Raw genomic sequence first — 13,587 nt, 5'->3', positions numbered from 1 at the left:
AACCCTGCCGGTTCAAATATCATAAGCTGACAGGTTTGCGCCGCTGACATTGAAAAACTGCGCCTCACCTTTGAGGTCACGAAACAGCGCGCGATCCGTACCGGTCATGAAAGCCTGTGCGCCCAGATCGTCAATAATATCAAACAAAGCGGCACGTCTGCCCTCGTCGAGATGCGCGGCAATTTCATCGAGCAGCAGCACCGGCGTCATATTGGCAAGATTAGCCGTCAGCCTTGCATGGGCAAGCACCAGACCGATCAGCAACGCCTTCTGCTCGCCTGTAGAGCACAGAGCCGCCTGCATGCCTTTAGGCCGGTGATGCACCACCATATCCGTGCGGTGCGGCCCGTCCAGTGTGCGCCCTGCCGCGCGGTCACGGCCCCGCATATCGCGCAAAGTGCGGCGGAAATTCTCTTCCAGATCCAGCGCCGCCTCAAGACGAATACGCCCTTCCAGCTCGCCCTCCAGAAAGCAATCCACTTTCGGGAACGGGCTGTCATCCGGCGTCTGCTCAATCATCGCAGCAATCAGGCTCATCAGTTCCGCACGCGCTGCGGCAATAGCTGTGCCAAGCTCAGCCATTTGCGCTTCAATCGCATCCAGCCATTGGGCATCGCTGTTGTAATCCGAAATCAGCCGGTTGCGGCTGCGCATAGCCTTTTCATAATCCAGCACGCGTTTGCCATGGCTGACATCAATCGCCAGCACCATACGGTCGAGAAAACGGCGGCGGTCACCGGCGGAACCGGTAAACAACCCGTCCATTGCCGGAATGAGCCAGATGATACGGGAATAATCGAGCAACTGATCAGCACTGGCTGGCGCGCCATTAATCCGCACCTTGCGCCCTGCCTCGCCATTGGTACCAGCTAAACCGGTGCCGATTTCAACCTCGCCATAGCTTGCCGACTCCAGCAGCGCATGAATGGCAAAACCATCAGGCGCTCCGCTGCGGCTGACATCAGCATAGGCAGCACGACGCATGCCGCGACCCGGCGACAAAAAGGAAACCGCTTCCAGAAGATTGGTTTTACCTGCACCATTCTCGCCGGTCAGCACCACATGGCCACCGCTCAGCGGCAGCGACAGGCTCTCATAATTGCGAAAATGCGCAAGCCGCAGACGACGGAAACTCACCCGTTCGCTGCGACCTGAAATTTGTGCATCAATGTTTATATTCGTGCTCACCCGTGCACTTATACACGCATCGGCATTAGAACATAGATCAGATGTTCGTCGCCCTCATCGCGCACCAGCATTGGTGAACCGGCATCAGCCAGCATGAATACCGCTTCCTTGCCGGAAAGCTGCGATGTGATATCGAGCAGATATTTCGAGTTGAAGCCGATTTCCATCGGTTCACTGTCATAACCTGCCGGGACTTCATCGGTTGCGGAACCGGAATCAGGATTGTTCACGGTCAGCGTCAGAAGACCATCGGAAATGCTGAGCTTAACCGCACGGCCTTTCTCATTGGAAATGGTCGATACGCGGTCAACAGAAGCGGCAAAGCTCTGGCGGTCAATCACCAGCTTGCGGTCATTACCGGCCGGAATCACGCGCTTATATTCAGGGAATGTGCCGTCGATCAGTTTCGAGGTCAGAACGACTGTGCCGACAGTGAAGCGGATTTTCACATCCGAGACTTCAATCGTCACCTGCATATCCGGTGCATCAACCAGTTTCTGCAATTCCGCAACGGTTTTGCGCGGAATGATGATCGCAGGCATGCCTTCAGCACCGCTTGGCGCTTCCATCGCTGCGCGTGCCAGACGGTGACCATCGGTCGCCACAGCGCGCAGTTCCAAACGGCCGTCATCTTCACCGGCATAGAGGTGAATACCATTGAGGTAATAGCGGGTTTCTTCCGTCGAGATCGCAAAATTGGTGCGGTCGATCAGGCGTTTCAGCGCGCTCGCATCCATACGGAATGTATGGGTAAAACTACCCGCTGTCAGTTCAGGGAAATCGGACTGCGGCAGGCATTGCAGACGAAAGGACGAGCGGCCGGATACGACCGACATTGCTGTGCCGTCTTCATTATTGGCCAGCATCACTTCAGCACCGTCCGGAAGCTTGCGCACGATGTCATAAAGCAGATGCGCCGGAACTGTGGTAGCTCCTGCCGTATCAATTGCCGCTTCGGTCGATTCGGTTACTTCCAGATCAAGGTCAGTAGCCTTGAGCTTCAGCACACCGTCTTCTCCCTGCAACAGCACATTGGAGAGAATCGGAATCGTATTCCGGCGTTCAACCACGCGATGCACATGGTTGAGAGATTTCAGAAGATTTGAACGTTCAATAGTTACGCGCATGATGTACAGAACTCGCTAACATCTGTCCGGCAACAAACAGAGCTGTACCGGAGATCACGGCGCGACAGGCGCCTCTTGGACGGCTAAACTGCCAGAATTTCAGGGGTCTTTGCAAGTCCGCAGAACAGCACAGCAGCGATTTCTTCTGCATAATGACTGATGAACCCGCTCTTTGCCCCGATATTCCGCCTATGAACTGTATCGCGACCAGAGCCGCGATACAGAATCATCGGTATCTGTGACAGCTTATGCGGATTGTTCGTTGATCAGGCGCTTCAGCAGTTCCAGTTCCTGCGCCAGTTTAAGATCAGCACCGACCAGATCTTCGATCTTGCGGACAGCATGCAGAACTGTGGTGTGATCGCGTCCGCCAAAACGACGGCCGATTTCCGGCAATGAGCGCGGGGTCAGCATTTTCGCCAGATACATCGCAACCTGACGCGGCTTCACGATAGTACGGGTACGGCGGTTGGACAGCAGATCCTGCTTCGACACATTGTAATGACGGGCAACAATGCGCTGGATTTCCTCAATACGGATGCGCTTTGGCTCACCGGCGCGGGTCAGATGACCCAGCAGCTCATCAACGCGGTCGATCGACAGGTTCGGTTCAAAGGACTGACGGAACAACAGCTGGTTGAACGCGCCTTCCAGTTCACGGCCGGAGCCGGTCACGGTGCGTGCCACATGGGCCAGAATATCGTCAGCAATATCAATATTGCGTTCTTCTGCCTGCGCAGCGCTCAGGCGGCGCTTCAGCATTTCCACGCGCATTTCATAATCCGGTGCGGCCATTTCCAAGGCTACACCGCCCTGCAGACGGGAGCGCACGCGCACATCCAGCGATTCCAGCTCGGAAGGGGCGCGGTCTGCGGCCACAACAACCTGCTTGGCGCTGTCGAGCAGCGTGTTGATCAGATGGCAGAATTCATGCTGGATGGATTTACCCTGCAGGAACTGCATATCATCAATGATCAGAAGATCGATATCGCGCAGCTGTTCTTTGAAAGACAGCGCATTATTGTCACGGATTGCCGTTGCAAAGCGCCACATGAAATATTCAGCGGTCAGATAGACAACGCGCGGCTTATCCTGACGCTGCAAAGCGCTGGCGGCGATTGCCTGCAGAAGATGGGTTTTACCAAGACCAACGGAAGCGTGGATGAACAGCGGGTTGAAGCGTACGGCGCTGGAACCGGCTTCGGCAATGGTGCGGGCAGCAGCAAGTGCCACACGGTTGGAAGCACCGTCAACAAAGCTGTCGAAAGTATAGCGCGGATCGAGCGGAGAACCGAGCACGGCACCGGCAGCGGCGCTCTGAGCGGCCACTTCTGCCTGACTTGCGCGTTTTTCAGCCGAGAAGCTCTGGCCAACCGGGAAGACCGGCTTTTCGCGCTGCGGCGCAGCAAGCTGCGGAATTTCCGCCACGATATCAGCAACAGGTGCCACAGGACGGGCGGTACGGCTCATGCCGCGCACCACAACTTCAACTTTCAGAATCTGCGGATTTTCTTCCTGCCAGAGCATGGTCAGCATTTCAGCATAATGGTTGTTGATCCATGAGCGCAAAAATGCGGTCGGTACCGAAAAACGTACAACACTCTTGGAGACTTCATCCAGCTTCAGACGACCAAACCACGAAGAGAATATTTCACTGCCGACGCGTGCTTTCAGCTTGCTCAGCAGTCGTTCAAAGGCCTCATCCGGAGAAGCGGTTGTCAAAGTCATATTCTCTTTCTCACTCATAAAATCCGGCGCCGCATCAAACTGACCCTGCAGGCTGCGATTGATCGGCGGGACTGGCTGACCGGCTTCGCTCATCACGTCCAGTTTAGCCTCATTCTTTGCAATCATTTTCGCCTCACAATAGTGTTCAGTTTTTTGGTTGCGGCAGATCATTCCATCATACCGGATGCATCCTGTTCAGATGCTCGTTACTCAGCGGTTTGGCCGGGACTGTCCCTCAGCTTCCGCTCTGATTTTTTTGTTCGTTATAAAATTCTGTTCGCTTCAGTCTTGCCGGTCTTTTGCAGCGTGTCTTTCTCCGGTCCTTTTTCCGATTGTCCGGTGAGTATCCCGCAAGGAACGACTCATATTCCGATCACTCCATGCTGATTGCCCGTATTGAACCATTCAACAACCTCTGTTTCCATCTGCAGCTGCGCAAAGCTTTTTTAGGGTTAATGGCCGGTAAATGATGTCATTACTCATCATTTCAGAACGGCCTTACTCTTTCCGGCAACCGCAGGTCGGATCCTCATTCAGGATATTTCCCCCCGCAGTGCCGATCATTCGCAGACACACAGATACTCTTTCGCAGAACGGGAAATTCTGCGTCAGATCACTTTGCACGCCATGAAATTATAACCGGACGCCGAGAGCCTTTAGGCCAATGGTCCAGAGCACTGATCGGCTAACATTAGCGAAATCTTTGGCCTTAGGGCAAGACCGCCGTTAAGAGTTTTTTAATCATTTGATCTGTCTTTCGGTACGCATAACTATTCTGATACAGGGTCTGAAATTAATAAGACCTTTGGATTCAACATCTTTTTATCGGAGCAATTATTAACCCTTCCGGAATCTCCGAAGCGAAAAAAAATAATAATAATTCACTTGACTCAGGCTCCTCCGAGGCAATCCCCAGACTCAGTTCAGAACTGTGTATAAAGACGGGTTCTGCGCTTAAAATTTATTGCAAATATAAAAATATAGAAAAAGAGATTCTCCCAATATTTTAGAGATACCTTCTAATATTGCTCCCGATTCTGATCTTCTGAATATTCAGGAGAAACATAAAATTCAGACACAAAAAAACCCGGCACTGAGGCCGGGTTTTTTTAAACTGAAAGACAGTCTGAAATCAGGCAGTCATGCCTTTAAGACGTGCAGCCAGACGCGATACTTTACGCGAAGCAGTGTTCTTATGAACAACGCCTTTAGAAGCGGCGCGCATCAGTTCAGGCTCAGCAATCTTGAAAGCAGCCTGTGCAGCAGCTTTATCACCGAGTGCTACAGCATCTTCGAACTTACGTACGAAAGTGCGCACGCGGGAACGACGGGATTTGTTGACCTCGGTGCGGGCTTCGATTTTACGAACCGCTTTCTTGGCCGAAGGTGTATTGGCCATAAATGCCTCTCTTTTTCTGTCAGCTTTCCAGCGGGCTTTTCAGCATCGATATTCATATCGAAGGGGCAGGCCACCGGGCAAAAATCTATCCGGACAGCCCGAAAGCCGTCTCACTGTTGCGCGCTTATAGATCAGCTTGTCCGCGCCGTCAATCTGGATTCTCTCTCCACAAAGGGCTGAAACCCGTAAAAGATGGTTTCCAGAACGTTTTCTGACAAGTGGCGCTGCGGTTTTACGGCCGGAGCGCCCCTATAAGACGACTCAGCGGTTGGAGAAAGACGGACTGCGCTTATCGACAAATGCCGACATGCCTTCTTTCTGGTCTTCTGTGGCGAAAAGCGCATGGAAGGAACGGCGCTCATATTTCAGCCCTTCCTGCAATGTCGTCTCAAAAGCACGATTGACCGATTCTTTTGCCGTCATCACTGAGAGCCGCGAGAAAGCAGCAATTCGCTCTGCCGCTTTCAGCGCTTCATCCAGCAGCACTTCCGGCGCTACTACACGCGACACCAGTCCGCAACGCTCAGCCTCAGCCGCATCCATCATCCGGCCGGTCAGCACCATATCCATAGCTTTGGCTTTACCGACAAAACGCGTCAGACGCTGGGTGCCACCCATGCCCGGAATGATTCCAAGCGTAATTTCCGGCTGACCGAACTTGGCATTATCCGCAGCAATGATGAAATCACACATCATCGCCAGTTCGCAGCCGCCGCCCAGCGTATAGCCGCTGACCGCAGCAATTACCGGCTTACGGATGGCATTGATCCCTTCCCAGTCGCTCAGAAAATCCTGCCCGTAAGCATCGGCAAAACTGAGATTCTGCATTTCCTTAATATCAGCACCGGCAGCAAAAGCCTTCTCGGAACCGGTCAGGACAATCGCACCGATCGCATCATCCCGGTCGAATGCCTGCAGCGCATCTGTCAGTTCGGTAATCAGCTGTGTGTTCAGTGCATTCAGTGCCTGCGGACGGTTGAGCCGGATCAGACCGGTTTTGCCGCGTGTTTCTGCAAGAATCGTTTCATAGGCCATCAAGATACTCCCCCAAGGCAGTGATTATTTATGAACGGAAAAGAGATCAGGCGCTGCAGGCAGCGCAAAAGAAAGTTGAGCGTCCGTTCTGCACAATGCGCTGTATCGTTGCTCCACAACGCCGGCATGGCTCATCCTCGCGGTCATAGACCGCAAAACTATGCTGGAAATAGCCCAGCGTGCCATCAGCCTGACGATGATCACGCAGACTGGAGCCGCCTGCCACAATGGCTTCGGCAATCACCTCGCGGATAGAAGTCGCCAGCGATTCTGCCAGTTGCGGATCCTGCGCGACATCTCCGGCAGCACGCAAAGGTGAAAGGCCGGAGCGCCACAAAGCTTCGCAGACATAAATATTGCCAAGACCGGCAATCAACCGCTGATCCAGCAGTGCCGCTTTTAAAGTGATTTTCTTGTTACGGAATAAGTCTGCAAGCACCGCGCCTGACAGGCTGTTGCCTGTCGGCTCAATGCCCAGATCTTTCAGGGACGGATGCGTTTCCAGCTCTCCGGCACCGCATAACAGCAAAAACCCGAAACGACGCGGATCATTATAGATCACCTGACGCTGCCCGTAATTCTCTGTCTGCAAATGAAAAACCACATGATCATGGGCTGTATTCTTAGAACGCGGATAATGAAAATCATCTGCCAAGCGGTGTCCGGATGAAAAACGCAGATCAGGTTCAATCCTGTAGGAGCCGGACATGCCCAGATGACTGATCAGACTGGCGCCGTCTTCAAATTCGATCAGCAGATATTTGGCGCGCCGCCCCAACGAGATAATTTTTTGCCCCTGCAGACGCTCACTCAGCTTTTCAGGAAAAGGAAAACGCAGGTCAGGACGGTTTAAAACCAGCCCTTCAACAGTTGCACCTTCCATAACCGGCTGCAAACCGCGACGGACCGTTTCCACCTCCGGTAATTCAGGCATCACTCTCTCCGCTGCGTTCTGACTGCCGATAGCCGGTATGAGCCGTCAGAAAATCTTCACCGGCAAGCTCATTTTTCAACCCCAGATAGGCGGCTACAGATTTACCAATATCCGCAAAACTGTTGCGCATACCGATTGTGCCGCTTCCCGCACCGGCGATCAATACAGGCACACATTCACGGGTATGGTCACTGCCCTGCCAGCCCGGATCACAACCATGATCTGCAGTCAGAATTAGCACATCCCCCTCGCGCATTTTGCCGAGAATTTCCGGCAGGCGCTTATCGAAGGCTTCAAGTGCGGCAGCATAACCGGCAATGTCGCGCCTGTGACCGTAAAGCATATCGAAATCCACCAGATTGGTGAAAATCAGATCGCCGTCACCGGCCTCATTCATTGCCTCCAGCGTGGCATCAACTAAGGCCTGATTGCCATGCGCTTTGCGCAATTGCGTCACGCCTGACCCGGCAAAAATATCACTGATTTTTCCGACCGCATAAACATCATGTCCGGATGCTTCGACAATATTCAGCAATGTAGGCTGCGGCGGCGGTACGGCAAAATCGCGCCGGTTGCCGGTGCGTTCAAAACTCTCCGGCGTTTCACCGGTAAATGGCCGTGCAATGACACGGCCGATATTCAGCGGATCCACCAGCAGACGCAAAGCTGCACAAAGATCATAAAGCCTTTGCAAACCGAAATGTGTTTCATGGGCGGCTACCTGCAACACGGAATCTGACGATGTATAGAAAATCGGTTTTCCGGTTCGGATATGCTCCTCACCATATTGCGCAATAATTTCAGTGCCCGAGGCATGGCAATTGCCCAATATTCCGCTCAAACCTTCCTGACAGATGACGGTATCCGTCAAGTCCTCAGGGAAGGCCGGAATACTATGCGGGAAATACCCCCAGTCAAAAGGCACCGGCAAGCCTGCAATTTCCCAATGGCCGGAAGGCGTATCCTTGCCTTTCGAGACTTCACTCGCAGCGCCCCACAGGCCATGAGACAGCAAGGCAGAATTAAAAACGGCAGGAAAATGACTATCCGCGAGCTGCGCTGCCTGCCCTAATCCCAGTTCCAGCATATGCGGAATATGTAATGGTGTCTGTTTATCCGCACAAAAGCGGGCAATTGTCCCCAGCGTATTGGCTCCCTGATCGCCAAAGGCAGCCGCATCCGGTGCGCCGCCAATGCCGAAAGAATCAAGGACAATAAGGATAACCCGTCGCATGAGAATAATGCCTTCAGACCGCTTCACCGAGTATTTCATGAAAGGCATATCATGAAAACTACCTCAAGCGTCAAGCACGGAAATCATCAGCACTGAGGGCAAGGAATAGTATCTGAATAGCGCGGACTGATATAATAAATTTCTTCCATGTCGATGTTCGGCAAAAGAAAAGAAAGCAACGGAGTGTAAGTATATTGCGTCTCAACACGAATATAATTCATCGGCTCCTGGCGCAGTTTTTCCGGCAGATAAACGCGCCTTGCCTCCTGTTCTGCTACAGTCCCTTTCTCAATGAACTTGGATGTTGTCCGTGACCAGTCCAGCCGGACAATCAATGTATTACTATTGTTTAATTTTTCTACTCTGAGAAACGAAATCCTGATTTGCGGTGCTGTTAAAGACGGTACCATAATCGTCGAGCCGATAATAAAAACATCATCAAGTTGTGTTGGCAACACACTGATCTGTCGACTCACCAGATCTCCGACAACACTGGAAACCCGGTTCACTTTGCGGTTTGCATCCACACCACGTGAAACATCGGCCACACCTGCATAGATCAGAATCAGAACCGGCAAAAGAAGCGCAAACTCCACGGCAGATACACCGCGTTCGTCTTTGCTAAACTTTCTTAAAAGTGCAAACTTATTCGCACCAAATTTTCGCAAGCTATCAGCTAAAGCCAACCGTGCTCCATTTGCTTTAAAATGAAATCCGATCATGAAAACGGCTCATTCTGCCAGGTCACTGTTGTAAAAAGAGGCAGTACCCTGTCTTCATTTTTTACTTTCGGATTTAAATAATAAAAAATATTGGTCAGAACCGGCCAGCGATATAATACATTAATCTGATTAATCGTTGATGGTCCGCCCAGATTAATCTGGGACGGAAGTCCAAGCTTCCCCTCACTTGTTACAAGATTTTTAACAGGAACTGCCGAAAAAGTACTGTAATTATCCAAATTGATATCAAGATTGTTGCAATTAACGACAGGCATAAATTGTATTTTCTGGCAAATACGATCTTTCACCACTTCCGGTGTTGTATTTTCTTTCGTATCTTGTCCTGTATAAAATCGCCGGCTCACATCTTCTGTCGCATGAGCCAGCATTTGCTGCACTGTAAAACTCAGTCCCAGTTCGATAATCGCAAAAATTAAAAACAAAAACGGAAAAGCGACCAGCGCAAACTCCACCGCTGTAACGCCTCGTTCATCCCGCCGGAACGAGCGAAGTGACTTTACAAAATGTCGGACAGAGTTTTTCTCAGCTCGGCTACTCATGATCTATTAAATTTTCCTGCAGTAGGACAGAAAATTGAAAACCTGAAATATAATCAGGATCTTGGCGGAGCCACAACTTTAACTTTCGGCTCACAAATCGGCGTGCAGGACAATACAATCATATTGGAACCCCGGAAAACACGGGTCGTTGCCAGATCGTTTTGTCCGACCATGACTTTTTCATCCAGTAATGTATCCCCGCTCTGATCTATAACAACCAGATTGGTGACACCATTATTACGTCCGGTCAGAATAATGGTTTTGGCATCCTGCATAACGGCATCAGCAATAGCATCATTTCCAATAATGACTGACTTAACAGGCTTATCCAGTCGCAAAATATGCGCCTGATCTGTCTGAACCTGTATTGCCTGAATTTCTGTCGCCCCAGCCGGATAGGTTAAGACACCTGCCCCCAGCAAAGCTGCAACTATCAGTTTTTTCAGATCTGTCATCTTCTTATCAGCCATAAAATATGCCCCGTAGCTCACCGCACTATGCGCAACAGGGATGAAAGAACAATTAATAGCTATATTTCAATTTTCGGCGGTCTGTATGCTCTCAACAAAATGCCCGAATATCCAGCAGTATTAACCCGAAGGTAAAAGGCTTAAAGTATCTCTGGCATCAACAGAATGATAATCCAACAATTCCTTTGCAAAACTCAGGCTGCTTATGCTCGCTTTTCTCACTGCTCTGATTTTTTGCGGCACTATGATTTATGCTGCAATTTCGGATCTTCTGTTTATGAAGATACACAATATTGCCTGCCTGTTTTTAGCCGCAGCATTTCTTGTTATGGCACCGCTTTACGGACTTCCTACAAAAGATATCTTTCTTCACATTGCAGCGGGCGCTATTGCCCTCGCCATATGTTTTGCTTTGTTTTTCATCAATGCTATGGGTGGCGGAGATGCCAAACTAATCAGTGCCACAGCTCTCTGGACCGGATTTTCAGTCAGTCTTGCAGATTATTTACTGATAAGCGCAATTACAGGCGGTATTTTAACACTATGTATTCTCTTAATGCGCAAGCTTATCGACAGAAGTAAAATTGAACATATCGCTTTTCTTTACCGTCTGAGTGACCCCAAAAAAGGTATTCCCTATGGTATAGCTTTGGCCATTGCCGGTTTATGGATATATCCCGATCTTGCTTTGGTTAGGGCCTGAAAACCGGCATAACAAATCTTACCCCCACCAATTCAGTAATAACTGTTTTAATAAAATCAATAATAATAGTTCGTTAACCATAATTATACGATTCTTGCTGCATTTAGAGTATGTGCCAAAATCACACGCTCAATGCGGGGATATCAAATGAACACTTCACGCCTGATCATTCTGGCTGTTGCCGTGCTTGCCGCCGGTGCCGCAGGCTATATTGCTTTGACCATGACAGACGCCCCGCCGCAGGTCATTGAGGTCAGTGCTCCCGCACCGGTTTTGCCTGTGAAAGATGTTCTGACTGCTTCATCTAATCTGGCCGTCGGATCGTCATTATCCGGTCAACTACAATGGCAATCCTGGCCTACAGCTTCAGTAACCGCAGATTACATAACGCGTGATTCACAACCGGACGCACTGGATGTCATGCAAAAATCCAGCCTGCGCCTTCCGGTTCTGGCCGGAGAACCTATCCGCAAAGTTAAACTGATCGGCGAAGGGGAACAATTCATGTCCTCTTTGCTGCCACAAGGTATGCGTGCCATCGCGACTAATATTGCTGCAGAAAGTTCCGCCGGTGGCTTCATTCTTCCCGGTGATCGCGTCGATGTCATTCTCACTCGTGCGGACCGGAATGCTGCCAATAAGAGTATGCCATTCTTAACGGAAACCATTTTAGAAAATGTTCGCGTGCTGGCCATCGATCAGACGATCAAAGAAGATGATGAAGGCAAAAAAGATATTATCGGCCGCACCGCAACTCTGGAAGTTACCCATGAACAGGCTGAGATCATGGCTGTTGCCCAATCTGTGGCGGACCGGATCAGCCTGACATTACGTTCTGTTCGCGATGCAAAACCGGAACCGTCCAGCTCATCAGATTATCTTGTTGTGTCACCTTCTAAAAACGGGCCGGTCAAAATGATTAAATCTGGCAATCTTACTGAAGTCGGGATCAACTAATGACACGTCCATATTTTTCCAAAATTCGCGGCAGTTCACAGTTGAAAACCCTGTTTCTCTCAACAGCTCTGATTATGCCGGTTCTCTGCTCCTATTCCGCGCAGGCACAGGACGTTCAGATTTCCAGCGCAGGTCGCTCACAACCGGTCAATCTCGGACTGGGAAAGTCAATCGTCGTTGATCTGCCGCAAGACGCCTATGATATTCTGGTTGCCAATCCGGCAACAGCTGATGCTGTCACTCGTACAGCGCGGCGCATTTACCTGTTCGGTAAATCCGTCGGACAAACCAATATTATTGTCTTCGGCAAAGACGGCGAACAGATAGCCAGTCTAGACCTGAAAATCGAGCGTGACGTCAGCAGCCTGTCTTCTTCATTGCGGAAATATATTCCGGGCTCTGATATTAAAATCGAACTCATCAATGACAATATTGTTCTGACCGGTTCTGTTCAAACACCACAGGATGCAGCACAGGCTGCAAAGCTTGCCGAATTACTTGTTTCAGGTGGTGAAGCAACAACAGGTCAGTATAACGACTCCTCCACCACATCCTCCGGTGACGGCAATAATATTACGATCACAAGCGGACTTGGTCAGGAGCGCCGCCGCTCCAGTAAAATCATCAATCTGATTACCATTGCCGGTGAAGATCAGGTAACACTGAAAGTAACTGTTGCTGAAGTCAGCCGCTCTGTGATGAAACAGCTCGGCGTTAATATGATGGGCAGCGCAAGCAGCAATGGTGTAACCTTTACCGGTGTGTCGGATCGTCTTTCCGGAGCGATTGGGCAGACCCTCTCAAATACAGGTTTCGGGTTACAGACCAAAAATTTCCGCGGCTACCTGCAGGCTATGGAAACAGCGGGCGCAATGAAAACGCTGGCCGAACCAACACTCACAGCTATTTCCGGTGAAAAAGCTGCTTTCAGAGTTGGCGGTGAATATAATGTTCTCAACAGCGTCACCACCGATGATGACGGCAAACGCACAGCCGAACTTGCCAAGATTGAATATGGTATCGGTCTTGAATTCATGCCGACTGTTCTGGGACCGGGACGTATCTCGCTGAAAGTCCGTACATCCGTTTCCGAACCAACAACCGAAGGTTCAGGCTCGCAAACCTCTGATGGTGTCGGCGCAAGCATTCTCTCTCTGCGCAAACGTGTTGCCGATACGACAGTTGAGATGCCTTCCGGCGGCTCTATGATGATCGGCGGTCTGATCCGTGATGAAACCCGTCAATCTATTAACGGCACGCCCGGCCTGTCCAAGATTCCGGTACTCGGGGCTTTGTTCCGCAGTCGTGATTTTTTACGCAATGAATCCGAACTGGTCGTAATTGTTACCCCTTATCTGGTACGCCCGACAGCCAGAACAGAACTGGCTCGACCTGATGATAATCTGGCTCCGCCAAGTGATGCAGCCGGCTTTGTATTGGGCAAGGTCAATCGTGTTTATGGCTCTGCAAAAACCAACCTGCCAAACGGCCGCTATAACGGCGTTGTCGGCTTCATTTACAAATAAGAGG

At 50.7% G+C, this 13,587-nt stretch carries 12 protein-coding genes and 1 pseudogene; 3 read left to right on the top strand and 10 right to left on the bottom strand.

Annotation, left to right across the window (positions count from 1 at the left end; genetic code table 11):
- Positions 1-12 precede the first annotated feature (12 nt).
- From recF to BKD14_RS01370, 10 genes and pseudogenes are all read right to left on the bottom strand, one after another.
- Entirely contained in the window at positions 13-1,176 is a 1,164-nt protein-coding gene (gene recF / locus BKD14_RS01415) for a DNA replication/repair protein RecF (protein ID WP_075654723.1), read from the bottom strand.
- 20 nt (positions 1,177-1,196) lie between these two features.
- Positions 1,197-2,315, bottom strand: a complete 1,119-nt coding sequence (gene dnaN / locus BKD14_RS01410; RefSeq protein ID WP_022711632.1) for a DNA polymerase III subunit beta — start codon at positions 2,313-2,315, stop codon at positions 1,197-1,199.
- Positions 2,316-2,561: 246 nt separating this feature from the next.
- Positions 2,562-4,019, bottom strand: a pseudogene (dnaA, locus tag BKD14_RS01405) (chromosomal replication initiator protein DnaA); the annotation flags it as partial.
- A 1,156-nt stretch (positions 4,020-5,175) separates the two neighbouring features.
- On the bottom strand, positions 5,176-5,442 hold the full coding sequence (rpsT, locus tag BKD14_RS01400) for a 30S ribosomal protein S20 (protein WP_075654002.1): 267 nt from the start codon (positions 5,440-5,442) through the stop codon (positions 5,176-5,178).
- A 261-nt stretch (positions 5,443-5,703) separates the two neighbouring features.
- Positions 5,704-6,477, bottom strand: coding sequence for an enoyl-CoA hydratase (locus tag BKD14_RS01395; RefSeq protein WP_075654001.1), 774 nt, complete (start codon positions 6,475-6,477; stop codon positions 5,704-5,706).
- Between the two features lie 46 nt (positions 6,478-6,523).
- Positions 6,524-7,411: a bifunctional DNA-formamidopyrimidine glycosylase/DNA-(apurinic or apyrimidinic site) lyase gene (mutM, locus tag BKD14_RS01390; protein WP_075654000.1), complete on the bottom strand. Its 888-nt coding sequence runs from the start codon at positions 7,409-7,411 to the stop codon at positions 6,524-6,526.
- Positions 7,404-8,645 (bottom strand): phosphopentomutase, encoded by a 1,242-nt coding sequence (locus BKD14_RS01385; RefSeq protein ID WP_075654722.1) that lies wholly within the window; start codon positions 8,643-8,645, stop codon positions 7,404-7,406. Before BKD14_RS01385 ends, mutM begins: the two co-directional genes overlap by 8 nt.
- 86 nt (positions 8,646-8,731) lie before the next feature.
- On the bottom strand, positions 8,732-9,367 hold the full coding sequence (locus BKD14_RS01380) for a TadE/TadG family type IV pilus assembly protein (RefSeq protein WP_083646738.1): 636 nt from the start codon (positions 9,365-9,367) through the stop codon (positions 8,732-8,734).
- Positions 9,364-9,927, bottom strand: coding sequence for a TadE/TadG family type IV pilus assembly protein (locus BKD14_RS01375; protein WP_022709197.1), 564 nt, complete (start codon positions 9,925-9,927; stop codon positions 9,364-9,366). Before BKD14_RS01375 ends, BKD14_RS01380 begins: the two co-directional genes overlap by 4 nt.
- A 53-nt stretch (positions 9,928-9,980) precedes the next feature.
- On the bottom strand, positions 9,981-10,397 hold the full coding sequence (locus BKD14_RS01370) for a pilus assembly protein N-terminal domain-containing protein (RefSeq protein WP_083646737.1): 417 nt from the start codon (positions 10,395-10,397) through the stop codon (positions 9,981-9,983).
- Between the two features lie 205 nt (positions 10,398-10,602).
- Between BKD14_RS01370 and BKD14_RS01365 the strand changes: the two genes are divergently transcribed.
- The 3 genes from BKD14_RS01365 to BKD14_RS01355 all read left to right on the top strand — a co-directional run bounded on the left by BKD14_RS01365 (position 10,603) and on the right by BKD14_RS01355 (position 13,583).
- The gene (locus BKD14_RS01365) at positions 10,603-11,100 is read left to right on the top strand and encodes a prepilin peptidase (protein WP_075653999.1); all 498 of its coding nucleotides are present in this window, start codon (positions 10,603-10,605) and stop codon (positions 11,098-11,100) included.
- 147 nt (positions 11,101-11,247) lie between these two features.
- The gene (gene cpaB, locus BKD14_RS01360) at positions 11,248-12,057 is read left to right on the top strand and encodes a Flp pilus assembly protein CpaB (RefSeq protein ID WP_075653998.1); all 810 of its coding nucleotides are present in this window, start codon (positions 11,248-11,250) and stop codon (positions 12,055-12,057) included.
- 74 nt (positions 12,058-12,131) lie between these two features.
- The gene (locus BKD14_RS01355) at positions 12,132-13,583 is read left to right on the top strand and encodes a type II and III secretion system protein family protein (protein ID WP_245293571.1); all 1,452 of its coding nucleotides are present in this window, start codon (positions 12,132-12,134) and stop codon (positions 13,581-13,583) included.
- The last annotated feature ends 4 nt before the right edge of the window (positions 13,584-13,587 follow it).

It is taken from the genome of Pseudochrobactrum sp. B5, assembly GCF_001939785.1.
GTDB lineage: Bacteria > Pseudomonadota > Alphaproteobacteria > Rhizobiales > Rhizobiaceae > Pseudochrobactrum > Pseudochrobactrum saccharolyticum.
Note: the sequence above shows the minus strand (reverse complement) of the source record. Positions and strands in the feature narration are given on the sequence as shown.